Origin of the sequence: Deinococcus radiodurans R1 = ATCC 13939 = DSM 20539 (genome assembly GCF_000008565.1) — a bacterium.
Taxonomy (GTDB): Bacteria; Deinococcota; Deinococci; order Deinococcales; family Deinococcaceae; genus Deinococcus; species Deinococcus radiodurans.
This window is the reverse complement of record NC_001264.1, coordinates 227,834-251,966: the sequence shown is the minus strand read 5'-3', so window position 1 is coordinate 251,966 and position 24,133 is coordinate 227,834. Positions and strand designations below refer to the sequence as shown.

Genomic DNA, 24,133 nt, shown 5'->3' with positions numbered 1-24,133 from the left:
GACGTTATGGCGATGGACACAGGACGCGACTCTTCCGCTTTGACCGATTTGCTGGGCCGCCTTCAGCCCGCCGATGCTGAAGCGATGGCCCGCGCCCGGGAGCGGCAGGCGCAGCTCACCAAGCCGGCGGGGGCACTCGGCGACCTCGAAGAGTTGTCGGTACGGCTCGCCGGGGTCTTCGGCACGGAGCGGCCTGAGCCGCGCGGCGCGGCGGTGCTGGTGGCCGCTGGGGACCACGGGGTCGCCGCCGAGGGGGTCAGCGCTTACCCGCCCGAGGTCACGCCCGCGATGGTGGCGAACTTTCTGGCCGACACGCCCGCTGGGCCGGGGGGCGCGGCGGTGAGTGCCCTCGCCCGCACGCTGGGGGCCGAGGTGTACGTGATGGACGCTGGGGTGAACGCCGACTTGCCCGAGCACCCGGCCCTTACGCGCGCCGCCCGGCGCCGGGGCACCCGCAACCTGCGCCGCGAAGCTGCCATGACCCGCGAGGAAACCGTCGCGCTGATGCTGGCCGGGGCCGCGCTCGCTGACCGGGCCATGGACGCGGGCGCCGACTTCATCATTCCCGGCGAAATGGGCATCGGCAATACCACCCCGGCGGCGGCGCTGACCGCCCGGCTGCTCGGCGTGGACCCGGCGGACGTGACCGGGCGCGGCACCGGCGTGGACGACGAGCGGCTGGCGCACAAGGTGGACGTCGTGCGTGAGGCGCTGGCCCGCACCGCCGTGACTGACCCACTGGACGTACTCGCCGAGTTCGGCGGCTTCGAGATAGCTGCCATGCTCGGCATGATGCTGGCGGCGGCGGCGCGGCGCCGGGCGGTAATTCTCGACGGCTTCGTGGAAGGCTCGGCGGCCCTGGTCGGCGTGGCGCTGGCCCCGGCCCTGCGCGATTTCCTCTTTCCAGCGGGCGAATGCGCCGAGCGCGGGCACGCGGCGCAGCTCGCTGACCTTGGCCTGAAACCGATGTTCAACCTCGGGCTGCGGCTCGGCGAGGGCACCGGCGGCGTGCTCGCCCTCCCGCTGCTGCGCGGCGCGGCGGCCACCCTACGCGAGATGCGGACTTTCGAGGAAGCGGCGGTGCCGGGCGGAGGCGCAGCGTGAGTCAGCCTCCCCGCCGTGGTCCGCCCCCCCAGTCGCCCCACTTTCCCCCTGAGCGCCGGGGGCCGCCGGTCAACTCGCAGGTGGTGCAGCCGAGTCCCGCTCCGGTGGTGACGATCACGCCTGCGCCCGCGCCTGCCGCTCCGAGTCATCCTCACGGCTGGAAGCGCAAACAGGAATTCAAGGCGCTGCACCTCGCGCTCGCCTTTCTGACCACATTGCCGCTGCCGCATGTCCGCGACGTGCAGCCGGGCGATTTTGCGCGGGCGAGTGCTTATTACCCCCTCGCCGGGTATGCGGTGGGCGGGCTGGTGGCGGGGCTGCTCTACCTGAATGTGCCGCTGCCGCCCGGCGTGGTGGCGGCCCTCGGCGTGGGGCTGTGGCTGGGGCTCACGGGAATGCTCCACTTCGACGGGCTGGTGGACAGCGCGGACGCCCTCTTCGCCATGAAAAGCCCTGAGCAGCGGCTCGACATCCTCAAGGACGTGCATGTGGGTGCCTTCGGCCTGGCGACGGGGGTGCTGGCGCTGCTGCTGCTCTGGAGCCTGCTGGGAGCGGGGTTGCCGTGGTACGCGCCGCTGGTCGCTGCCGTGGTTGCGCGCATGGTCGTGCTGATGCCCATGAACGCCTACCCCGCCGCCCGGCAGGAATCGCTCGGCGCGCAGTCGCGGCAGGGGCGCTGGGGGCTGGCCTTCCTGTTCGCGCTGCCCGCGCTGCTGCTGCCGCACGCCTGGCTGGCGGCGCTCGTCGCCCTGCTCGGCGTGACGCTGGTGGCGGCCTGGGCCGCGCGGCGCCTCGGCGGTGGCCTGAGCGGCGATGTCTACGGCCTGCTCATCGTGGTGGCCGAGCTGCTGGTGCTGGGCTTTTACGGGTGGGGTTTCACTCCGCTCTAACCTCTGCGCCGACCCTCCCGCCGCGCTCCGCTAGGCTCTGAGACCGACATCACAGGAGGAGCCACATGGAGACGCGCAAAGCGGAAGGGGAAGTTATTGTCGTGGGGGCGGGGCTGGCCGGGCTGGTGGCCGCCGCCGAACTGGCCGACGCGGGGCGGCGGGTGCTGATTCTCGATCAGGAAGGCGAGCAGAACCTCGGCGGGCAGGCGCACTGGTCGTTCGGGGGCCTGTTTTTCGTGGACAGCCCCGAGCAGCGGCGCCTGGGCATCCGCGACTCGCTCGACCTCGCCCGGCGCGACTGGGAAACGGCGGCGGGGTTTGACCGCCCCGAAGACCACTGGCCGCGCAAGTGGGCTGAGGCGTATCTGGAGTTCGCGGCGGGCGAGAAGCGCGAGTGGCTGCACCGCCAGGGGATGCGCTGGTTTCCTGCCGTCGGCTGGGCCGAGCGCGGCGGCGCGGGCGCAGGGCTGCCGGGCAACAGCGTGCCGCGTTTTCACATCACCTGGGGCACTGGCCCCGGTGTCCTCGAACCCTTCGTGCGGCGGGTGCGCGAGCATCAGCGGGCGGGGCGCATCGAATTTCGCTTTCGCCACCGGGTGCGCGGCCTGACCCTAACGGCGGGCCGGGTCACGGGCGTTCACGGCGATGTGCTCGAACCGTCCGACGTGGGCCGGGGCGAAACCAGTTCCCGCGTGGTCACGGGTGACTTCGAGTTGACCGCGCAGGCGGTGCTGATCACGTCAGGTGGCATCGGTGGCAACCATGAGCTGGTGCGGCGCTACTGGCCCACCGAGCGCCTCGGCCCCGCGCCGGAGGTCATGCTTTCGGGCGTGCCACGCCATGTGGACGGCCTCTTGCAGCAGCAGGTGGTGGCGCAGGGCGGCAGCCTCATCAACCCCGACCGCATGTGGCACTACACCGAGGGCGTGCGCAACTGGGACCCGGTGTGGCCCCAGCACGGCATTCGCATCCTGCCCGGCCCCAGCAGCTTGTGGCTCGACCCCAGTGGGCGGCGCCTGCCCTTTCCCCACATCCCCGGCGCGAGCAGCTACGACACGCTGCGGCACATCACCACCCACGGCTACCCGCACACCTGGTTCCTGCTCAACCGCGCCGTCATCAAACGCGAGTTTGGACTGTCGGGCAGCGAACAGAACCCTGACCTGACCGGCAAAGACCTGCGCCTGACGCTGCGGCGGGCGAGCAAACACGTCCCCGGACCGGTGCAGGCGTTTATGGACCGGGGCGAAGACTTCGTGGTGCGCGATAACCTGCGCGACCTCGTGCGCGGCATGAACGAACTGACCGGCGGTGAGCTGCTCGACTACGCCACCGTGGAGCGCGAGGTGCTCGACCGCGACCTGCAAGTGCACAACGTGGCGGGCAAAGACGCCCAGCTCGCCATCGTGCGCGGGGCGCGCGCCATCCTGAGCGAGCGGCTGACCCGCGTCGCCAAACCCGCGCCGCTGCTCGACCCGGCGCAGGGTCCCCTCATCGCGGTGCGCCTGAGTGTCCTGACCCGCAAGTCGCTCGGCGGCCTCGAAACCGACCTGCAAGGCCGGGTTATCGGCGCGGGCGGTCAGCCCCTTCCCGACCTTTACGCGGCGGGCGAGGTGGCGGGCTTCGGCGGTGGCGGCTATCACGGCTACCGGGCGCTGGAAGGCACGTTCCTCGGCGGCTGCCTCTTCAGCGGGCGGGCAGCGGGTCGGGCGATTGCTGGGGCACTCTAGAAAATTTCAAGGAAAAATATTGCCTGTCTTTGACCCTCTCCACTGGTGGGAGAGGGCCTTGCGCAGCAAGGGGTGAGGGGGAATCCAGACCAACTCTGACGAAATCTCATTCCGTCAACTTTAAAACCTCCTCTCCCGGTGGGGAAAAGGGGCCAGGAAAACGCGGGCGGTTATTCCACCAGCTTGTCGGGCGTGAAGGGGAGCCCGCGCAGCCGCTTGCCGGTCGCGTTGTAGATCGCGTTGCCGATGGCGGCGGGCACCCCCACGATGCCGATTTCACCGATGCCCTTGGCGCCGGTCGGGCCGAACATCGGGTCGGGGTGCTCGATCCAGCGGGCCTCCACCTGCGGCGCGTCGGCGTTGGCGGCGATGTGGTAGCCGGCGAAGTCGCTGTTGACCACGTGCCCGTAGCCAGGGCGCGAGTCGAGGTAACTTTCCTCGTGCAGCGCGGCGCTGATGCCCATCGTCATCCCGCCGATGAACTGCGAGTTGGCGGTGCGCGGGTTGATGATGCGGCCCCCGTCGTACACGCCGAGCATGCGGGTCACGCGCACTTCGCCGGTCACGCGGCTGACCTTCACCTCCGCAAAGTGGGCGCCGTAAGCGTCGAGCGCGTACTTCTTGGCCTCGTCGGGAAAGTGGGCGCTGCCCTCGGCCTCGTCGCCTTCTGCCGGGGTCTGTCCGTACCGGCTGCGGAAATTGACGGCGGCCACCATCACCGCGCTGCCCCAGTTGTAGGTGCCGGTCGAGCCGCCCGCCAGGTACGCCAGCGGCAGGTCGGTGTGGCCGATTTGCAGCACGACCTCTTCCTCGGGGACTTGCAGCGCGTCGGCGGCAATCTGGGTCAGCACCGTCCAGGCGCCAGTCCCCAGGTCGGCGGCGGCGATGCTTACGTGGTATTTGCCGCCTTTAAACGCCACGCTGGCCTTGGTGGGCGGGGTCATCTGCTTGGGGTAGGTGGCACTCGCCACGCCCATGCCGTAAAGCCATTCGCCTTCCTGCCGGGCGCGGGGCTGCGCGTGGCGCTTCTCCCAGCCGAACAGCCGCGCCCCTTCCTGTAGGCACTCTTTCAGGTAATGGCTGGAATGGGGCTTGCCGCTTTCCGGGTCGGTCTCGGGCTGGTTGCGCAGCCGCAGCTCGATGGGGTCCAGGCCCAGTTTCACCGCCAGCTCGTCCATCGCGGTTTCCTGCGCGAACATGCCGGGAAACTCGCCGGGCGCCCGCATGAAGGTGGCCGGGCCGATGTCGAGCGGCACCATGCGGGTGCTCGTCTCGCGGTTGGGCGCGGCGTAGAGGTGCCGGGTGGCGTTGACGGTCTGCTCGGCGAACTGCTTGAGGCGGCTGGTGCTCTGCTGCACGTCGTGGGTGATGGTGGTCAGCGTGCCGTCCTCCGCAGCGCCGAGCCGGAAGTGCTGATGGGTGGTCAGGCGGTGGCCCACCGAGCGGAACATCTGCTGGCGGGTCAGCATGTACTTGACCGGGCGCCCCGGCAGCAGCTTGGCCGCCAGAATGGTCAGCATCACCTGCGCGTGGGGAATGCCCTTGGACCCGAACGCGCCGCCCACGTAGGGCGAATTGATTTCCACCTGCTGCGGCAACAGGCCCAGCAGCGGCAGCAGCATCAGCCGCTCGTACGACACCCCCTGCGAGGCGTCGTGAATCCGCAGGTGGGGCCGCTCGCCGAGCACGCCCAGCACCCCGTCGAGTTTTTCCTTGTCCCACTCGGCAATCACCGAGTGCATTTCCATCGGGTTGTGGTGCTCGTAGGGCGTGGTGTACACCTCGTCCACGACCAGCGCGGCCTCGGCCAGCCCCTTGTCCACGTCGCCCTGCTTGCTGTCGGCGGGCACGCCAGTGTTGATCTTGATGGGGCTGTAGCGGTCGGGGTGCTCGGCGCGGAAACGGGTGTCTTCCTCTTCGGCGTCGTACTCCACCTTCACCAGACTGGCGGCGTGCCGGGCGATTTCCTGCGTCTCGGCAATGACCGCGCCGATGTATTCGCCGTAGTAGTGCACGTCGCGGTTCTGGAGGAGATACAGCTCGGTGTCGGTCTTGGCGAGCAGGTTCATGGCGTTCTGGTAGGTCAGCACTTCCAGGACGCCGGGCAGGACGCGGGCCGCCGAGTCGTCGATGGAGCGGATTTTCCCCTTGACAATCGTGGAGGTCAGCGGAAACAGGTAAGCCGGGTTCTCCACTTTTTGCTCGAAGGCGTAAGGCGCGGTGCCGGTGACTTTCAGGCGGCCTTCCAGACGCACTCGGTCTTGGCCCACGCTGCCTTTTTTGGTGTCGGCGGTCATGCGGCTCCTCCCTGCTCGGCGCGGCGCTGGGCCGTCCGGTTCTCGACGAGTTCTTCCAGCACCGAAATCACGGTGTTGCGCAGCATCGGCACCTTGAAGGCGTTCTCCGGCCCGGTCTGGGCGTCGGCGAGTTCGGCTTCTATGGCGGCGCGGAAATTCTCGGGGGTCGCTGGGCGCCCGGTCAGGTAGGCTTCGGCCTTCTGCGCGCGCCAGGGCTTGTGGGCCACGCCGCCGAAGGCCAGCCGGACTTCTTTCACATTGCCGCCTTCAAGGTGCAGCGCCCCCGCCACCGACACCAGCGCGAAGGCATACGACGCCCGCTCGCGCACCTTGCGGTAGGTGGAGTGTGCGGCCACCGGCACCGGGGGAAGCTCTACGGCGGTAATCAGTTCGCCGCCACGCAGGTTGGTGTCGATTTCCGGGGTGTCGCCGGGCAGCCGGTGAAACTCGGCGAAGGGAATGCGGCGCTCTCCGCCCTGCCCTTCCACGACCACCACGGCGTCCAGCGCCGCCAGCGCCACGCACATGTCCGACGGGTGGGTGGTCACGCAGTGCTCAGAGGCGCCGAACAGCGCGTTGTACTTGCCGAAGCCCGCGATGGCCGAGCAGCCGGTGCCGGGTTCGCGCTTGTTGCACGGCGTGGTGGGGTCGTAGAAGTACACGCAGCGGGTGCGCTGGAGCAGGTTGCCCCCGGTGGTCGCCATGTTGCGAATCTGCCCCGACGCCGCCGCCAGCAGCGCCTCGGAGAGCATGGGGTAGCGCTCTCGGATGAATGGGTGCGCCGCCATGTCACTGTTCTTGACCATTGCGCCCACGCGCACGCTGCCGCCAGAAGTCTCGGTGATTTCGGTCAGGTCGAGGCGCGACACGTCCACGATTTGGTCGACTTCACGAATCCCGGCGCGCAGGTGGTCCACCAGATTGGTGCCGCCAGCCAGATACGCGCCGCCCGGAGCCAGTTTGCCGAGCGCGTCCGGCACCGTATCAGCCCGCTGAAAGTCGAAGGGCTTCACCGCTTCACCCCCACCGGCTCGCCGACCGGGAGCGGCGTGACCGCCTGGGTCTGCGCCGTCTGCCCGACCTCGCGAATGGCCGAGACGATGTTCACGTAAGCCCCGCAGCGGCAGAGGTTGCCACTCATGCGCTCGCGGATTTCGGCGTCGTTGAACTGCGGCTCCTGCCGCACGTCCGGCGTGACGTGGCTGGGCATCCCCTGCGCCAGTTCGTCCAGCATCCCCACCGCTGAGCAGATCTGCCCCGGCGTGCAGTAGCCGCACTGAAAGCCGTCGTGCTCTAAGAAGGCCTGCTGCATGGGATGGAGGTGCTCGGGCGTGCCCAGCCCCTCGGCGGTCACGACTTCCGAGCCGTCGTAGGACGCACTCAGCGAGAGGCAGGACAGCACGCGCTTGCCGTCGATCAGCACCGTGCAGGCGCCGCACTGGCCGTGGTCGCAGCCCTTCTTGACCGACATGACGTTCAGGCGGTCACGCAGGGTGTCAAGCACCGAGGCGCGCGGGTCGAGGTCGAGCTGGTGGCTCTCTCCGTTGACTGTGAGTTGCACCGGGATATTCATGTGGACCTTCCTCAAAGAGATTGAACCGACACCGACATCGGATTGGCGCAAGCATAAACGCGCCTTCCCATCCCGAAACATGAGTCGTGTCCGCGTCAGGGACGTCATTTAAGGGAAAATGAAGGATGTTGTCTATCTTTCCGGTGGGGCCGACCTTTGCAGTGCGGGGCACGCTCAAGTCGCTTGGGCGTTTTCTCACGTCTGCGCCGCTGCCGCCTGCGTAGGGTGAGTCCATGACCCAAGCTGAAAAGAAGAACGACCCCGAGCGTTCGCATGAGCGCGACAACGAGCCGAAGTCCGGCGGTCAGCGCGACCCGGGCGACGGTCAACCCAGCACCGACGAGAAGAACGGCGACGGGCGCCGCAACGGCAGCGAAAGCGGTGGCGGCAAAGACGGCAACAGCTGAGCTCGCCCCCACTGAGGCTTGTTGGTGCCCCGCACTGCCGGGCCTATCAACATCTGAGCGAGTTGTGGAGAAGCCGGGAGAGAACTTCCCGCTTCTCCACTGTTCGTGCTCGCCATTTTTCTTTCGCCGCCTAACTTTCGCTCCATGAGGTCTTGCTATGACTCCTTCTTCCCAACGTTCCCCTGTGGGTGCCGCGCCCGAGCCTTTGTTGCCTGTCACCCTGACCGTCAACGGCGAGCGCCGCACCCTGACCCTCGACCCGCGCACCTCGCTGCTCGACGCGCTGCGCGAACACCTCGACCTCACCGGGACCAAGAAAGGCTGTGACCACGGCCAGTGCGGTTCTTGCACCGTCATCGTCAACGGCGAGCGTCTCAACAGTTGCCTGTCGCTGGCTGTCATGCACGACGGCGATGAGGTGACGACCATCGAGGGCCTCGGCACGCCCGAGCATCTCCACCCCATGCAGCAGGCTTTTATCGAGCACGACGGCTACCAGTGCGGCTACTGCACCTGTGGGCAAATCATGGCGGCGGTCTCCGTCCTCGGTGAAATCGAGCGCGGGATTCCCAGCCACGTCACTGCCGACCTCGGTCAGGTGAAGTTTTCCGACAGCGAGGTGCGCGAACGCATGAGCGGTAACCTTTGCCGCTGCGCCGCTTATCCCAACATCGTGGCGGCGGTGCGCGACGTGCACGAGCAGAGCCAGGGGGGACAATGAAAGCGTTTACCTACGAGCGGGCCGACTCGGCCAAAGCGGCCCTCACGCAACTCGCGCCGGACGGCAAATACATCGCGGGCGGCACCAACCTGCTCGACCTGATGAAGCTGGAAATCGAGGCTCCGGCTCAGCTCCTCGACCTCAACCACGCTGGCCTCGACACCATCGAAGCGACGGCGGATGGTGGCTTGCGTATCGGCGCTCTCGTTCGCAACACCGCGCTCGCCGCCGACCCCCGTGTGCGGCGGGAGTACGAGGTGCTCAGCCGCGCCATTCTCGCTGGGGCGTCCACCCAGATTCGCAACCGGGCGAGCACGGCGGGGAATCTGCTTCAGCGCACCCGCTGCCACTACTTCTACGACCGCGCCCTGCCGTGCAACAAGCGCGAACCCGGCACCGGCTGCGGCGCTCTGGCCCCCGGTGGCGTGAACCGTGACCTCGCCGTCGTCGGCGTCAGCGACTCCTGCATCGCTCAGCACCCCTCCGACATGGCGGTGGCGCTGCGGGTGCTCGGCGCCGAGGTGGAAACCCGCCAGGTCAATGGCGAAACGCGCCGCCTCGCGCTCGACGACTTTTACCGGCTCCCCGGCAACACCCCGCACATCGAGAACGCGCTGGAACCCGGTGAACTCGTCACCGCCGTGATTCTGCCCCCGCCCGCCGGCCCCGAGCAGAGCTACCGCAAGGTGCGCGACCGTTCGTCCTACGCCTTTGCCGCCGTGTCGCTCGCCACCGTGAAGGGCGGGCGCGGAGGTAGCCGCTGGATGCATTTCGCCTTCGGGGGCCTGGCGCCGCGTCCCTGGCGGATGGAAGCCGCCGAGGAACTGCTCGCGCAGGGGGCCGACGCTGTGTTCGACAAGCTCTTTGAGGGCGCCCGGCCCACCGAGCAAAACGCCTTCAAACTCGTCCTCGCCCGCCGCCTGCTCGCCGAGGCGATGAACGAGGAGCTGCCCGCGCACCACCTCGCCGCGTCGCACCCGACGCCCCAGGTGCCAGAATTAACCACTGCCCCGTCTGGAGGCGAGAAATGAAATTCACCGAACCCGCCGGACCCACCCCGCTCGACCAGGAACGGGTGCTGACCCGGCCCCACCCCCGCAAGGAAGGGCCGCTCAAGGTCACCGGGCAGGCCACCTACGCCTACGAGTACCGGGACGCCGCGCTGCGGGACGCCGCCTACGGGTTCGTCCTCGGCTCCGACATCGCGCACGGCAGCCTGCTCGACATCGACACCGCCGAGGCCGAGGCTGCGCCGGGCGTGCAGCTCGTCCTGACCCACAAAAATATGCCCGCCCAGGGCGAGAACCCCGGCGTCGCTCCCCAGCAGGACGACGCCACGCCGCAGCTCGCCGGAACCGCCATCCACCACCACGACCAGGCGATTGCCCTGGTGGTGGCCGACACCTTCGAGCAGGCCCGCGCCGCCGCCCGCCTCATCCGGGTGCGTTACCGCCGCCTGGACGGAGCCTACGACCTCGCCGCGCAGCTCGGGCAGGCAGAACCGACCAGCGACTCCGAAGACAGCGTGGTGGGCGACTTTGACCGGGCCTTCGGCTCGGCGCCGGTTCGGGTGGACGTGACCTACACCACCCCCGACCAGTCGCAGGCGCCGATGGAGCCGCATTCCAGCCTCGCCCACTGGGAAGGCGACCGGCTCACGCTCTACACCTCGCACCAGATTCTGCACTGGGTCCACCGGGGCCTGGCCAAGACCCTGCAGGTGCCGCAAAAGGACATCCGCATCGTCAGCGCCTACGTGGGCGGGGGCTTCGGCTCCAAGCTGCTGTTCTACGCCGACGCGGTGCTCGCGGCGGCGGCGGCGCGGCAACTCGGGCGCCCGGTCAAGGTGATGCTGACCCGGCACCAGATTTTCAATCACACCAGCCACCGCCCCGCCACCGTGCAGCGCCTGCGGCTCGGGGCCGAGAAGTCGGGCCGCCTCATCGCCGTGGGGCACGACTCCTTTTCCGGCAACCTGCCCGGCGGGGACGCCGAGACCGCCGCCGACCAGACCAAGCTGCTCTACGCGGGCGAACACCGCCTGATTCGCACCCGGCTGGCCGAACTCGGGCTGCCCCCCGGCGCCTCCATGCGCGCGCCCGGCGAGGGGGTGGGCATGCTCGCCCTGGAATGCGCGGTGGACGAACTCGCCGAGGCGCTGGACATGGACCCGGTGGAGCTGCGCATCCTCAACGACGTGCAATACGACCCGGAGAAAGGCCCGGGCCGCCCCTACTCCTCGCGCCGCCTGGTCGAGGCCCTGACGGTGGGCGCCGAGCGGTTCGGCTGGAAGGAGCGCCGCAGGCCCGGCGAGCGCCGCGAGGGCGACTGGCTGGTCGGCCTGGGCGTCGCCTCGGCCTTCCGCGGCAACCTGGTGCAGAAATCCGGCGCCCGCGTACGGCTCGAGCAGGACGGCACCCTGACGGTGGAAACGCAGATGACCGACATCGGCACCGGCAGCTACACCATTCTGGGGCAGGTGGCTGCCGAGATGCTGGGGCTGACGCTCGAACAGGTCACGGTCCGGCTGGGCGACACCGACTTTCCCCGCGCCGCCGGGTCGGGCGGGTCTTTTGGCGCCAACAGTTCCTCCAGCAGCGTCTATTACGCCTGCCGCGACCTGCGGACCGCGATTGCCAAGGAACTCGGCTTCGACCCGAACACGGCGGTCTTTGAAGAAGGGTACGTGCGCGACGGCCAGGGCGGCAAACGGGCGGCGCTCAGGGGCCTGGCGGGCAAGGGAGGCCTGAGTGCCACCGGGGAAGCGAGTTTCGGCGACCTCACCGAGCGCTACGTGCAGGCGAGCTTCGGGGCGCACTTCGCCGAGGTGGCAGTGGACGTGGTGACCGGCGAAACGCGGGTGCGCCGGCTGCTGAGCGTGGCCGCCGCCGGACGCATCCTCAACCCCGTCACCGCCCGCAGCCAGTGCCTCGGCGGCATGACGATGGGCATCGGCGCCGCGCTGATGGAGGAGCTGAAGGTGGACACCGGGCGCGGGCTGTTCGTCAACCATGACCTCGCCGAGTACCACGTGCCGGTTCACGCCGACATTCCTGACCTCGACGTGATTTTTCTCGACGAACTCGACGACAAGTCCTCGCCGGTCAAGGCCAAGGGCATCGGTGAACTCGGCATCTGCGGCGTGGGCGCGGCGGTGGCGAACGCGGTCTACAACGCGACCGGCGTGCGCGTGCGCGATTACCCGCTGACGATGGAGAAAATCCTGAGCGGTTGGAGCCGCCAGGAACGGGGCTGAGGTTCCTTTACCAGCACCTTTTACCGGGCGCCTTCATTAACCGTGCCGCAGGTTCCTGGTCAACACAGCCGGGCGACCTGCGGCGCACACTGTCGGCATGACCGGAGAAAGCGTCAAGCCCGAGCAACACAAGGACAAGCAGACCGCGAGCAGCGGGGCCAACAATCTGCTGGAGCGCCGCTACTGGGTGGAGTTTCAGAACCCGACCCTGCCCGCGCCGGAGCTGATGCGCGACATCAAGCTCAAGATCGAGCACTACTCGCCCGGCCTGCTCGCCAACTTCGAAAAGACGGTGGGCGAGGAGCGCGAACTGCGCGTCGGCGACCAGTTCTGCATCCGCATTCTCGGTCCCTGGAACGGCGACGTGCGGGTGACCGACGTGGACGACCATTCCTTCACCTTCGAGACCCTCAAGGGCCACCCCGAGGCCGGGACCATCTGCTTTTCCCTGACGCCGCACGAACACTTCGCCGACGCCTGGCACTTCGAGATTCGCTCGCTCGCCGCCTCGCGTGACGGGTTGGTGGCCTTTACCTACGACACGCTGGGGGTCGGCAAGAAGATGCAGGAAAAGACCTGGGTGTCGTTTTGCCAGCGCGTGGTCGAAAAAAGCGGCGGCCAGCAGCTCGGTGACATTCAGGTGCGCACCCTGGAAAAAGAAGAGATGCCGCGCGAGGTGAAAGCGGAGGCCGAGTGAGCCGCCACGAGCAGCCCCCACTCTACGAGGTGCAAAAGGCCCGGCTGGAAGCCTATTCCAAGGCCCAGGCGAGCTTCGACCTCACCCGGATGAACGAGTACACCAGCAAAACCGGCTGGCACATCGACGACTATGAGGAGGAGCTGCCCGCCGAGGCGCCCGGTGCGCCGGTTCCGGGTGGTTCCTTCGAAGCCGCTCAGCAGGTGTTGCGGAATTACAGCTTCCCGCCGCCCGAACTTATCACCGGCATCTTCGTACCCGACACGCCGCTCGAAGACCGGGTGATGGTGCTGCGGGGCCGCTTTCTGTTCTTTACCTTCTGGTTCGGCGTGCGGGTGGGCAAAGTCATCAACGAGCAGCGCACCGCCCCCGACGGCACCCTGGAAGCGGTCTGGGGCTACAACTACCACACCCTCGAAGGCCACTTCGAGCAGGGCCAGATCGAATTCACCATCCACAAGCAACTGAACACCGGGCGCGTGCTGATGCGGATTCACGCGGTGTCCAAGACCGGGCACATCAGCAATCCCTTTTACCGCATCGGCTTTCGCCTCTTCGGGCGCTCGCTGCAACGCCGCTTTGCTCACGGTTCCATGCACCGCACCCGGCAGCAGGTGCAGGACATGCTCCGCAAGGGCAAGACCAGCCCGCCGCCCTCGGAAACCCCGGTGCAGCCGGTGGGCACCGAACAACTGCCCGAAGGCATGGCGGCGCGGGTGGACGAGCACGTGGAGCAGCGGCAGGAGCACGGCGAGCAGTGAGCTTCGGGTACGCCGGGGGAAAGCTACAGCGCTCCGCCGTCAAGGGCCCCGCAAGCCGATGAGGTTGCCCCAGGGGTCGCGCACCTGACCCATACGCTCGCCGCCCTCGATGTCCAGCGGACCACGGTACAGTTCGGCGCCCAGCGCACGAAAATGGGCCAGCGCCGCTGCGAAATCGGGCACCTGCCAGTAGATCACACTGCCCGCCGCGCCCGACCCGACTTTGGCATCGGCGGGCACCACTTCCAGCATGACGCCGGCGTAGTCCAGATACTCGAAATCGGTGTCCGGCAGAACGCGACGAACCGCGCCCACGAATGCCTGCTCGTACCAGTCGAGGCCGCGCTCGGGGTCGCCCACATGAATCAGGACGGCAGCGATAGGCCCCGTCATTTCCGGTACCGCGCGTGAATATTGTTTTTCTTCCACGTCCCGGCCTCGCTGAACTCGCTGATTTCCGCCGAGAGCATCAGCCCGCGCTGGGCGAACTCGGCGGCAAAATGGTCGGTTAGAACGGCAAAGAGGGCATCTCCCGTCTCCTTTTTAACCTCTTCGCTGCGGCCCGCGCCAATTTGCAGTCGCAGGTGCACGAACGCGTCGGACGGTTCGCTGCTGTCCGCCAGCGCATATTCGCTGAGGCGATACGCCCGCGCCCGGATGCCGCCGACGGGGAAGATGTCGGGCCGGGCGAGCAACACGCCGTTGAGCTTTTGCAGCAACTCAGGAATGCGCGGCTCGGGCAGGTTGTCGGTGTATTCGAGGGTGAGATGGGGCATAAGTTCCTGCGGAACGTCGAACCGTCCAAAGTCAAACGGTCAAACCGCCTTTTGCGCTTCGACGGTTTGACGGTTAGACCGTTCGACTACTTCCTTTCTCCTTCGTCCGCAATCAAAGGCTCAGCGCTCTCGTCTTCCAGCGCCACTGGGTTTTCCAGTGCGCCCAGACCGTCGATTTCCAGACGCATCACGTCGCCGGGATGCACGTGCGAGACGCCCTTGGGCGTGCCGGTCAGAATCACGTCGCCCGCTTCCAGGGTCATGAAGCGGCTCATGAACTCGATCAGTTCGGGGGCCTTGAGAATCATGTCGCGCGTGCTGCCTTCCTGCCGCAGTTCGCCGTTGACGTAGGCGCGCAGGCCCAGGTTGTAGGGGTCGGGCACCTCGTCGGCGCTCACCAGATACGGCCCCAGCGGCCCGAAGGTGTCCCAGCCCTTGGCGCGCATGGGCGGGCGGTAGTAGTTGGAGACGTAATCGCGCACCACCAGGTCGTTGGCGATGGTGTAGCCGCCCACGTAATCGTCCGCGTCCTTCGCCTTCACGCGCCGGGCATCGCGTCCGATGACGATGCCGAGTTCGACCTCGTAGTGCATGAACTTAGCACCGCGCGGGTAGATCACGGTGCCCTGGTGCGGCAGCAGGCTGGTGTTGGGCTTGAGGAACATCACCGGCTCCTCGGGGGCCTTGAATCCGAGTTCGGCCACGTGGTCGGCGTAATTCAGCGCCAGCGCGATGACCTTGCCGGGCGTCAGCGGCAGCAGGAATTGCACGTCGTCGGGGTGATGGCTGTCACCGGCGGCGTCGTAGAGCAGGCCGTCCTGGCGCAGTTCGCCTTTCAGGGTGCGGCCCCCGGCGATAAAGTTGGCGGTTTTCATGACTTCTCCTTGTGTTCCTGCTTCGCTTTGACGGTGACGGGCACGGCGACGATGTGGTGAACCTCGTAGCTGCCCCGGTGCGGGTCGTGCGCGGCGGGCTGCACTTGCCCCGCCGAGTCGGTGGCCCGGCTGAGTAGCTTGACCTCGCCGGGCTGCTGCGGCGTCCAGCTCAGGTGCCAGTGTCGCCACACGCCGGGCGCGGCGTCTTGCTGCCACTCCGCGTCCTGCCAGCTCTGACCGCCGTCGGTGCTGACTTCGACCCGCTGCACGGTGCGTTCGCCGCCCGTCCAGGCCGCGCCGCAGAGTTCGAGTTCTTCGCCGGCCTGAACACAGGCGTGCGGCGCAGGCGTAAGAATCTGCGATTTGACGCGCATTTCCGAGAGCGGCACCCGCACTGGCGGCAAGCCGTCCTGCCTCTCCCAGCGGGCGTAATCCACCGTCTGAAAGTACCCCTGGTAGGCGTGGTCGATAACGCGAATCTCGGTCAGCCATTTCACCGCCGCCATGCCGTACCAGCCGGGCACGATGGCCCGCAGCGGTGCGCCGTGCGCGGGAGTCAGCGCCTCGCCGTTCATCTCGTAGGCGAGCAGCACGTTGTCCAGCGCCTTGCTCAGCGGCAAGCTGCGCGAGTAGTAGATGTGGCCGGGCGACTTGACGGGGTCGTCCATCTGGCCCTCGTCGGCGCCGACCAGCACGACCTCGCGGGCGTTGTCCGCCACCCCGGCCCGCTCCAGCAGCGTTCGCAGCGGCACGCCCGTCCACTGCGCCGTGCCCACCGCGCCGACTTCCCACTGCACGCCGCTGGCCTTGGGGGTCAGATACACCCGCCCGTTGCCTGCGCATTCCAGCGTGAGGACGTGGGTCGTGGCGGGCAGGGCGCGCAGTTCGGCGAGCGAGAGCGACAGGGGAGAGGCGACCTGCCCTGCCACCTTCAGCCGGAATTCGGCGGCGTCCAGGGCAGGCACCGCGAAATGGCTGCGGACGTAATGCGCGGGCGTGAGAGTCTCAAGCAGCGCGTGGGCGGGCGTTTCCAGATTGTCGGGGTGATGTTGTCGGGTAATCAGCATGGCATCCGCATCAGATCACGTGGACTGGAATTCCGGTCAGGGCACCTTCGTGCGCAGGCTGAACGCCGCCGCCAAACGCCTCCAGCGGACTGGCGTCCTCGAACCACGAACGCGGCGTCTTGGCGCCCCACAGCGTCTGCCGCCTTGGGTCGTCGCGCAGCCAGCGAATCGGCTCGAAATCGGGGTCTACCGTGATGTAGTCGGAGGTGTACAGCTCGATGCGGTGGCCGTCTGGGTCGCGGATGTACAGGAAAAAAGCGTTGGACACGCCGTGGCGCCCCGGCCCGCGCTCGATGCGCTCGGGCATCCGCGCCCCGGCCAGAATGTCGCAGGTTTTGATGATGCTCATGGCGTCGGGCATCCAGTAGGCCCAGTGGTGCAGGCACGGCCCGGCGCCGTTGGTGAGCGCGAAATCATGCACGCCGCCCCGGCGCTGAATCCAGGCGGCCCAGTACTGTTCCTGCTCGTCCACGGTGTACTCGCTGACCCGGAAACCGAGTTCAGCGCCGTACCAGTCGAGCGTCGCCTTCACGTCCGGCACGCGCACGTTGCAGTGATCCACGCGCTGAAGCCCCGGCCCGCGGTGCTGGTGGTAGTTCTGCAACAGCCACGGATAGGTCTTGACCTCGAGGTAAAAGGCCAGCGGAATGCCGAAGGGGTCTTGCATCCGCAGCATCCGGGGCCGGTCGAGTTCCTCTTCCCAGCGGTGAGGCAGCCCCTGCGCGTCGGCGAGGGCCAGCAGCGTGTCCAGGCTCGCCTCGTCGCGCACCCGGTAGCCGAGGTGCCGTACGCGGGGAAGCTCGCCTTCCCGGCACTGTTCGAGCTTGAGCGTCCACTCGCGGTCTTCCACGCCGCGCAGGTACAGGGCGCCGCTTTCCTCGTGCAGCACGTTCATACCGAGCAGGTCGACGTAAAACTCGCGGCTGGCGTTTAGGTCGCTGACGGTAAACACCGCCTGAGCGATGCGGATGATGTCGGGTTTCATATTGTCTCCGGTGGGCTGGTGGGTGCTGGCGTTTGGGAGACCCCTCACCCTTCCGCCGCTGACGCGGCTCCCTCCCTCTCCCCTTAGGAGAGGGCTTTTTCGTCTTTTGACCCTCTACCTGGGGGAGAGGGCCTTGCGCAGCAAGGGGTGAGGGGTGTCTTCACCCTCACTTCCGCTGCAAAAACTCCCCAATCCGCGCCACCGCTTCGCTGCTGTCGTAGACCTCGTACAGCGCCGAGTGCATCCGCACCGGGTCGCCGAAGAAGTAGCGCTCGTAGAGTTCCTGGCGGCCCGCGAAACTGCTCATGGACATGTCCCAGGCGAGGCGAAAGAGGCGCAGGCGTTCGTCGGCGTTGGCGTTGCCGGTTTGCAGGTACTTGGCGATTTGCGGCCCCAGCGGGCCTTCGCGGTCGGCCTTGCTCGGCATCATGATGATTCCGGACGCCCCCAGTAGTTGCAGCAGCTCGGGCAGCCGGGCGTGGTTGGCGGGGTAGTAGTTGCGGGCGGCGTCCAGCGGGGCACGGGCGGGGGTCATCACACCGTAGTCGTTCGGCTCGGCCTGCTCGCGGGCGGCGACTTCCAGCGCCTTCATGATTTCGAGCATGATGATGATTTCGGCGATTTTGGCCTGCACATGCTGAAACCCGCCGCTGCCGATGGCGTTCACGATGCTCTGCGCGGTGCCCAGGAACGCCTCGGTCTTGGCGATTTTGAGGTTGACCACCTGATAGGCCATGTGCAGTACGGCGTCGGTGCCGGCGTAGGCCTTGTTCGCCAGTTCCACGTCGTAGAGCAAGAAAATGCGCTCCCAGGGCACCAGCACGTCGTCGAAGATGACGAAGGCGTCCTGTTCGTCGAAGCGGCTGCTGAGGGGATGGTCTTCGGGGTCGCGGCCCACGTCAATCGGCTCGCGGCACTGAAAGCTGAGGCCGGGCGTATTGGTAGGAATCCCGAAACCCATCGCGTAGCGGCTCTTGTCGGCGTTTTCCTTGAGCACCGTACTGGGGAAAATCAGGATTTCGTCGGCAATCGGCAGCGTCGCCATCATGCGGGCGCCGCGCACGATCACGCCTTCGTCCGTTTCCTCCACGATGCCCAGCGCGATGTACGGGTCGGGCAGTTCGGAGGCCATCTTGCTGCGGTTGACCTGCGGGTTGGTCAGCGCGTGGGTCAGGCACAGGTCGTTGCCCTGCACATACTCGTAATAGCGGCGCATGTTGGCGGCAAAATCGCGCTTGGGGTCGCCGGGCACCGCCGCGCTGCACCCGTTGAAATACTCGGCCCCGGCGCCCGCCGCCATCACGTTGGCGTTCATGTAGTCGGGCGCACGGCCCAGAAAGCCCAGGCCGTAATTGGCGCGAATGCGGTGCGACTCGGCAATCAGGCGCAGGTCGTCTTTGGTGCGCGGCACCATGAACGAGCGGGCGTAGCGCTTGCCGCCGTCCTCGTAGGTCAGCGTTTCTTTCAGGTCTTCCTGAAATTGCAGGTCGTAGAGGCCCGCGAGCGACTGGCACATGTTTCTGGTGCTGGGGTGGGTGGTGGGGTCGGCCACCCGCTGCCCGTCGATATACAGCGTCGGCGGGTTCTGACGCAGGCGGTCGAGAAATCGCTGCCCGGTGACGGCGCCCTGGCCGCCCGTGTGCATGGGGGGAATGGTCTGGCCCTTGAATTCGGTGGTCATGGTTCCTCCTTGGATGGTGAGACGGGGGGTGGCGAGACGGGCGCGGGCGGCGTCTGTGCTCGTCCGTGATAATGGGCGTCCACGAAAATCCCGCCCTGCCGCTGCTCGGTGATGTCCCCCTCGTTGCCGTGAATGTGCTCCACCTCGGCGGCAAAGCGTTCGGCGTCGTCCTGCGGCACGTAGCCGAGCACGTCCCAGCCCTCCGGCGACATCCAGCGGCGGGTGTTGCCGCTGATGCCCGCCACGACCAGAAAGCCCACGTCCGGCGCGGTCACGGCGCGGGCGAACAGTTGCGTGGCGTCACGCGGCGAGAGCCAGGTGGAGAGGTGGCGGCGGTCTTTCGGACGCGGCTGAAACGAGCAGATGCGCACGCCCACGAACTCCAGCCCGTAGCGCTCCCAGTACATGCGGCCCAGCGCCTCGCCGAACACTTTGCTCACGCCGTAATAGGTGTCCGGGCGCACCGGCACGGTGGGGGAGATGATCTCGGTGCGCGGGTAAAAGCCGACGGTGTGAATGCTGGACGCGAACGCCACGCGCCTTACGCCCGCCTGCCGCGCCGCTTCCAGCACGTGGTAAGTGCCGTCGATATTCACCGCGCGGATGTTGGCGTAGCTGTCCTCATCGGGAATCCCGGCGAGGTGAATGACGGCGTCCACGCCCTGCATGACCTTCAGCACGGCGTTAAAGTCGGTGAGGTCGGCGAGCATGACTTCCTCTCCGGGCCGGGCCGCGCCTAGGTCGCGGTTGTCGGTCAGGCGAATGATGGGAAAGTGTTGACCGAGAGGCCCACGTAGAAGCTCCCGCAGCGCCGAGCCGACTTCGCCCGCCGCGCCGGTGATGAGGAGGCGGTGAGGGGTCATTCTTCCGCCTCCGAAAGTCGCTCAAGCATCGCTTCCAGATAGGCCGCCAACGAAACGTACTTTGGCCCACTGGGGCCGACTTCGTGATCCATATCAATCACCTGTCCCACAGTTCCCTGCGGCCCCGGAGCCAGGTCAATCACTGCACCGTTCCCGCCGCCATCGGCATCCAGCGGAATCCAGGCCGGGTTCCACCAGCCAGGTTGCAACGCTTCCGAGCTTTCGTTATGACTGGCATTTCCGTCAAACGTGCCGTCCTGAAGCAAGTCCATCCAGACCTTGCGTTCGTCGGCCATGCGCTCCAGCGAGAGTAGTTCCCCGGTGGGCCAGCTGTCGTCTACGCTGCCGTCGTGGCGCAGTAACGATTCGCGCATTTCGGGCGGAAAGGTCAGGCCCATATCTTTCTCGGCCTGGGCAAGGGCCTCGGCGGTTGCGCCTGGGTTCAGGTTTTCCGTCTGGTCGTTGGCCGCGTGCCACGCCTCAATGCGCTCCCAGATGGCGGAAATTTCGCTCATTCTCCAGCCTCTTTCTTGCCCACTGCCGGAGCCTGCCCCACACCCAACTTCGCCGTTTTGTGCGTCCCCAGCGAGATGGCGATGTTCTTCGTCTCCATGTAGAACTCGAAACTGTAGTCGCCGCCGTCGCGTCCGATACCGCTGTTTTTCACGCCGCCGAAGGGCGTGGGCAGGTGCCGCACGTTTTCACTGTTGACCCAGATCATGCCTGCCTCCAGGCCGTGCGCGAAGCGGTGGGCGCGGGTGAGGTCGTTCGTCCACAGATACCCGGCCAGGCCGTAGTTCACGTCGTTCGCTAGCTCAAGCGCGTCGGCCTCGTCCTTAAAAGGGATGGCGGTCAACACCGGCCCGAAGATTTCCTCCTGGGCAATCTTCATGTCGTTGCGGGCGGCGGTAAACAGTGTCGGGCGCACGAAATTTCCGGCCTCGCCCACGCGCTCGCCCCCGGCGGCAATGGTCGCGCCTTCCTGCCGCGCGCACTCGAAGTACGACATCACCTTCTCGAAGTGGCGCGGGTGAACGAGCGGCCCGACTTCGGTGTCGGGGTCGAGCGGGTCGCCCACCCGGATGTTCGCGGCGCGCTCGGCAATGCGGCGGGTGAATTCGTCGTAGATGCCCTCCTGAATCAGCACCCGGCTGGAGGACGTGCAGCGCTCGCCGTTGAGGCTGTAGATCATGAACACCACGGCGTCGAGCGCCTTATCGAGGTCGGCGTCGTCGAAGACCACCACCGGGTTTTTGCCGCCCAGCTCGAAGTGCACGCGCTTGAGCGTGTCGGCCCCCTGCCGCATGATGTGGCTCCCGGTGGTCGTCTCGCCTACGAAGGCCACCGCCTTGACCAGCGGGTGCTCGGTCAGCGACTTGCCCGCGCTCTCGCCGAAGCCGTGCACGAGGTTGTGCACCCCTCCCGGCAGCCCAGCCTCGTCCATGATTTCGGTCAGCAACGTGGCGCTTACGGGCGACCACTCGGCGGGCTTGTGCACCACCGTGCAGCCGGCAGCCAGCGCGGGCGCAATTTTCCAGGTGCTCAGCATGAACGGCGTGTTCCAGGGCGTAATCACCCCGACCGGGCCGATGGGCTGGCGAATGGAGTAGTTGATAAAGCCGGGCGCGGGCAGGCTCTGGCCGTCCTGGGCGCCCGGCGCGCGGTCGGCGTAAAACCGGAAGTTCTCGGCCCCGCGCGCCGCCGCCGACTTCATAAAGCGGATGGCCTGCCCGGTGTCCACGCTTTCCAGCACAGCGATTTCCTGTGCGCGCTTCTCGATCAGGTCGGCCACCTTATGCAGAATCTTGCGCCGCTCGGCCCCGCTCACCTCGCGCCACGTCTGGAAGGCGTCGTGGGCGGCTTTTGCGGCCCGGTCAATGTCGCTGGCGTCTCCCTCGGCCACCTTCACCAGAAAGTCGTTGTCCACCGGCGAGTGCGCGTCGAAGGTCTTGCCGCTGTGGGCGTCCACCCACTCGCCGCCGATGAAGTGCTGAAGGCCCCTGCTCAGGCGGCTTTCGCGGAGCTGCCGGGCGAGGTCGTGGTTTTGCTGCGTCGGACTGGGCTGGGTTGGATTGGGCTGGGTCATTTGAAACTCCTTACTTTTTCGGCAGGCTGACGGAATAGGCGAGGAAGGGCTGGCCCGGTTCGAGGTGCCCGTCTTGGCGGACAATGACACTTGCTCCTGTTTTCGGCCCATTGGCGTCGATGTTGACGTAGTAAGTGATGCCGCCCGGCGCCGAGAATTCGTAGTGCGTTCCACCTTCCATGCCGGGGGGTATCCGCCTGCCACCCGTCACATACACCCCCGCCGAGCCGTCAAAATTGCGCGTGGCATAGGTCGCCGTTTTGCCGTTGTCCCAGATGATGACGGTGCGCTTCCGGGTTACGCCGATGAAGGCGGCATCTTTGACGTAGCGGCACTTGTAAACGTCGTTTCCTAGCTTGAATTCGCCTGTTTTGGTCATGCGGTAGGCGGGGTCGTTGGTGTTTTCGATGTTGCTGGTGTGGACATAGCCGCTTTGGCCTTTGCGCGGGCCGGAAGTCAGTTTGAGCGGCGTGTAAATCTGGCCCGCGCCGGGGTCAGGTGCTCCGAGTTGTACCTCGGAAACCTGAATTTTCCCCAGTCCTGCCGCTGTTTTGGGCCATTCGTACAATTCGCCGTTCGGGGGTGTGGCCTGAGCGGTTTCCGCTGGAATGCCGTACTGAAGCAGCGCCAGTACGCGCCTAGGCGCATCGCACCAAGCCAGCAGAGGCTGCTTTCCGAGGTAGGAGGACATGCTGAACCGGCCCGTTTCGGGGGCAGGAGTCAGAGGGCGCGGCGCACTCGCATTTGCCCCAGCCCACAGCAGAGCGCAGGCCAGCATCAATCTTTTTTTCATTCTGTCAGTCTGCTGTTGCCGCATGAGACTCCTGTCAGGAAACGCCCGCTCCCTCCCTCCGACCTGCCCCGTGTTGACCTTTGACCTCAAAGAATACGGGGCAACCGTCCACCTTGCATTTGTGCAAAAGGTGAAACGTGCCCCGGCTCTTTGTCTTTTCCTCTAGAGCATTTTGCATAAAAAGGCCACGTTTTTTGTGGCCTGTTATGCCGAGCAGAGCGAGCGAAAACAATGAGCAGCACGCGGAATGGAGGCATTTGGGGTGCTTTTCCCCGAATGCCGTAATTCTGCAAGCTGCTCTAACTCAGGCCCGCGTCGGCCAGTCGGTCGCGGAGTCCTCCAGGGCGGCGTAGACCATCGTGCGTAGGGTGTGGCGGGCCTGTTCGGGCGAGTTGAGGGTCTGGGTCATGAACACCACCGCGAGGTCCTCGGCGGGGTCCACCCAGAAATAGCTGCCCGCCGCACCGCCCCAGAAAAAGTCGCCCCGGCTGCCCGGCAGCAGGGTGCGCGCCGGGTCAATGGTCACAGCAAAGCCCAGGCCGAAGCCCACACCCGCCGCGTCGCCGCCCCCGATGACCGAGCGCGAGAGCGAGGCGATGTCCGCGCCGCCCGGCAGATGGTTTTGCACCATCAGGTGCAGGGTCTTGGGGCCGATGAGCCGTGCGCCGTCCAGCTCACCGCCGCGCAGCAGGCAGCGGCAAAAGCGCAGGTAGTCGGCGGCGGTGCCCACCAGCCCGCCCCCACCCGACACGAACAGCGGCGGGGCGAGGAAACGGCTGCCCTGCGCCGGGTCGAAGACTTTCTGGCCTGCGGCGTCAGCGCGTAGCAGGTCGTCAGGCGCTCTGCTTTTTCGGGCGGCACCTGAAAGTCGGTGTCGTGCATGTCCAGCGGCGTCAGAATCCGCTCCTTCAGAAACTGCTCGAAGGGTACGCCCGCCACCTGCTGCACGACGTAACCCAGCACGTCGGTCGCTGCCGAGTACAGCCACGCCTCGCCGGGCGAGTATTCCAGCGGCAGCTCGGCAATCCCGGCCACGAAGTCGGCCAGCGTGGTCCCGAACCCCAGTCGGCGCTCGCGGTAGAGCGCGTCGGTGGCGGTGCCCTGCTGGATGTGGTAGCTCAGGCCCGCCGTGTGCCGCAGCAGGTCCACCACCTGCATCGGGCGCGTGGGGGCGGTGGGCGGCGCGTCGCCCGCGTGGACATTCAGCTCTGCCCAGGCGGGAATAAACGCCGACACCGGGTCTTTCAGGCTCAGGCGGCCTTCCTCCACCAGCATCAGGCAGGCGAGCGAGGTCAGCGGCTTGGTCATGGAATAGATGCGAAACAGATGGTCCTCGCGCAGCGGCGTGCGGGCCCCCATATCGGCAAAGCCCAGCACACTCTGGTAGGCGAGTTCGCCGCGCCGGTAGACCAGCGTCTGCGCGTTCGGCAGCAGGCCGGAGTCGAGGTAAGTCTGCTGCACGTGGGCGTCCCAGCGTTGCAGTCTGGGAATGGAAATTCCAGCGCGAATTGTCATCGTGCCCCCACTATGCACCTTGCGCCGTGGCGGGCGTGCCCGGCTATGCTGCGGGT

At 66.9% G+C, this 24,133-nt stretch carries 22 protein-coding genes and 1 pseudogene; 9 read left to right on the top strand and 14 right to left on the bottom strand.

Annotation, left to right across the window (positions count from 1 at the left end; translation table 11 throughout):
- The first annotated feature begins 6 nt into the window (after positions 1–6).
- From cobT to DR_RS14785, 3 genes are all read left to right on the top strand, one after another.
- Positions 7–1,104: a nicotinate-nucleotide--dimethylbenzimidazole phosphoribosyltransferase gene (gene cobT, locus DR_RS14795; RefSeq protein WP_010889499.1), complete on the top strand. Its 1,098-nt coding sequence runs from the start codon at positions 7–9 to the stop codon at positions 1,102–1,104.
- An 80-nt stretch (positions 1,105–1,184) separates the two neighbouring features.
- Entirely contained in the window at positions 1,185–1,994 is an 810-nt protein-coding gene (locus tag DR_RS14790; protein WP_010889498.1) for an adenosylcobinamide-GDP ribazoletransferase, read from the top strand.
- Between the two features lie 65 nt (positions 1,995–2,059).
- Complete coding sequence (locus tag DR_RS14785; protein WP_010889497.1) at positions 2,060–3,724, top strand: FAD-binding dehydrogenase; 1,665 nt, start codon at positions 2,060–2,062, stop codon at positions 3,722–3,724.
- 170 nt (positions 3,725–3,894) lie between these two features.
- Here the strand turns inward: DR_RS14785 and DR_RS14780 are convergent, their stop codons facing one another.
- From DR_RS14780 to DR_RS14770, 3 genes are read right to left on the bottom strand one after another with little or no spacing between them, the layout of a single operon-like run.
- Positions 3,895–6,021 carry a xanthine dehydrogenase family protein molybdopterin-binding subunit gene (locus DR_RS14780; protein ID WP_010889496.1) on the bottom strand — a complete coding sequence of 709 codons (2,127 nt, stop codon included), beginning with the start codon at positions 6,019–6,021 and terminating at the stop codon, positions 3,895–3,897.
- On the bottom strand, positions 6,018–7,034 hold the full coding sequence (locus DR_RS14775) for an FAD binding domain-containing protein (RefSeq protein ID WP_010889495.1): 1,017 nt from the start codon (positions 7,032–7,034) through the stop codon (positions 6,018–6,020). The genes DR_RS14780 and DR_RS14775 overlap by 4 nt, the downstream gene beginning before the upstream one ends.
- Positions 7,031–7,594, bottom strand: a complete 564-nt coding sequence (locus DR_RS14770; protein ID WP_034349890.1) for a 2Fe-2S iron-sulfur cluster-binding protein — start codon at positions 7,592–7,594, stop codon at positions 7,031–7,033. Before DR_RS14770 ends, DR_RS14775 begins: the two co-directional genes overlap by 4 nt.
- A gap of 233 nt (positions 7,595–7,827) precedes the next feature.
- Here DR_RS14770 and DR_RS14765 point away from each other — a divergent pair, with 233 nt between their 5' ends.
- From DR_RS14765 to DR_RS14740, 6 genes are all read left to right on the top strand, one after another.
- Positions 7,828–8,001, top strand: coding sequence for a hypothetical protein (locus tag DR_RS14765; RefSeq protein ID WP_010889493.1), 174 nt, complete (start codon positions 7,828–7,830; stop codon positions 7,999–8,001).
- Between the two features lie 157 nt (positions 8,002–8,158).
- Positions 8,159–8,722: a 2Fe-2S iron-sulfur cluster-binding protein gene (locus DR_RS14760; RefSeq protein WP_010889492.1), complete on the top strand. Its 564-nt coding sequence runs from the start codon at positions 8,159–8,161 to the stop codon at positions 8,720–8,722.
- Positions 8,719–9,753, top strand: coding sequence for an FAD binding domain-containing protein (locus tag DR_RS14755; RefSeq protein ID WP_010889491.1), 1,035 nt, complete (start codon positions 8,719–8,721; stop codon positions 9,751–9,753). The genes DR_RS14760 and DR_RS14755 overlap by 4 nt, the downstream gene beginning before the upstream one ends.
- Complete coding sequence (locus DR_RS14750; RefSeq protein WP_010889490.1) at positions 9,750–11,978, top strand: xanthine dehydrogenase family protein molybdopterin-binding subunit; 2,229 nt, start codon at positions 9,750–9,752, stop codon at positions 11,976–11,978. Before DR_RS14755 ends, DR_RS14750 begins: the two co-directional genes overlap by 4 nt.
- Before the next feature lie 97 nt (positions 11,979–12,075).
- Positions 12,076–12,675, top strand: coding sequence for a DUF1990 family protein (locus tag DR_RS14745; RefSeq protein WP_010889489.1), 600 nt, complete (start codon positions 12,076–12,078; stop codon positions 12,673–12,675).
- Positions 12,672–13,436 (top strand): DUF1990 domain-containing protein, encoded by a 765-nt coding sequence (locus DR_RS14740; protein WP_010889488.1) that lies wholly within the window; start codon positions 12,672–12,674, stop codon positions 13,434–13,436. Before DR_RS14745 ends, DR_RS14740 begins: the two co-directional genes overlap by 4 nt.
- A 39-nt stretch (positions 13,437–13,475) precedes the next feature.
- On the opposite strand, the gene DR_RS14735 is transcribed toward DR_RS14740, so the two are convergent.
- From DR_RS14735 to DR_RS14685, 11 genes and pseudogenes are all read right to left on the bottom strand, one after another.
- A complete protein-coding gene (locus tag DR_RS14735; RefSeq protein ID WP_010889487.1) occupies positions 13,476–13,829 on the bottom strand; it encodes a VOC family protein in 354 nt (117 codons plus the stop codon).
- Positions 13,826–14,212 (bottom strand): 5-carboxymethyl-2-hydroxymuconate Delta-isomerase, encoded by a 387-nt coding sequence (locus DR_RS14730; protein WP_010889486.1) that lies wholly within the window; start codon positions 14,210–14,212, stop codon positions 13,826–13,828. Before DR_RS14730 ends, DR_RS14735 begins: the two co-directional genes overlap by 4 nt.
- Before the next feature lie 86 nt (positions 14,213–14,298).
- A complete protein-coding gene (locus DR_RS14725; protein ID WP_010889485.1) occupies positions 14,299–15,087 on the bottom strand; it encodes a fumarylacetoacetate hydrolase family protein in 789 nt (262 codons plus the stop codon).
- Positions 15,084–16,154: a sulfite oxidase gene (locus DR_RS14720; protein ID WP_010889484.1), complete on the bottom strand. Its 1,071-nt coding sequence runs from the start codon at positions 16,152–16,154 to the stop codon at positions 15,084–15,086. The genes DR_RS14725 and DR_RS14720 overlap by 4 nt, the downstream gene beginning before the upstream one ends.
- 10 nt (positions 16,155–16,164) lie before the next feature.
- Positions 16,165–17,139, bottom strand: coding sequence for a 3,4-dihydroxyphenylacetate 2,3-dioxygenase (hpaD, locus tag DR_RS14715; RefSeq protein ID WP_027479777.1), 975 nt, complete (start codon positions 17,137–17,139; stop codon positions 16,165–16,167).
- A 166-nt stretch (positions 17,140–17,305) separates the two neighbouring features.
- Positions 17,306–18,820 carry a 4-hydroxyphenylacetate 3-monooxygenase, oxygenase component gene (gene hpaB, locus DR_RS14710; protein WP_010889482.1) on the bottom strand — a complete coding sequence of 505 codons (1,515 nt, stop codon included), beginning with the start codon at positions 18,818–18,820 and terminating at the stop codon, positions 17,306–17,308.
- Positions 18,817–19,683, bottom strand: a complete 867-nt coding sequence (locus tag DR_RS14705; RefSeq protein ID WP_010889481.1) for an NAD-dependent epimerase/dehydratase family protein — start codon at positions 19,681–19,683, stop codon at positions 18,817–18,819. The genes hpaB and DR_RS14705 overlap by 4 nt, the downstream gene beginning before the upstream one ends.
- Positions 19,680–20,198 (bottom strand): SMI1/KNR4 family protein, encoded by a 519-nt coding sequence (locus DR_RS14700; protein ID WP_010889480.1) that lies wholly within the window; start codon positions 20,196–20,198, stop codon positions 19,680–19,682. Before DR_RS14700 ends, DR_RS14705 begins: the two co-directional genes overlap by 4 nt.
- Complete coding sequence (gene hpaE / locus DR_RS14695) at positions 20,195–21,769, bottom strand: 5-carboxymethyl-2-hydroxymuconate semialdehyde dehydrogenase (RefSeq protein WP_010889479.1); 1,575 nt, start codon at positions 21,767–21,769, stop codon at positions 20,195–20,197. The genes DR_RS14700 and hpaE overlap by 4 nt, the downstream gene beginning before the upstream one ends.
- A 10-nt stretch (positions 21,770–21,779) precedes the next feature.
- Entirely contained in the window at positions 21,780–22,586 is an 807-nt protein-coding gene (locus tag DR_RS14690; RefSeq protein ID WP_010889478.1) for a hypothetical protein, read from the bottom strand.
- Positions 22,587–22,866: 280 nt separating this feature from the next.
- Positions 22,867–24,077, bottom strand: a pseudogene (locus DR_RS14685) (serine hydrolase domain-containing protein).
- Positions 24,078–24,133 lie beyond the last annotated feature (56 nt).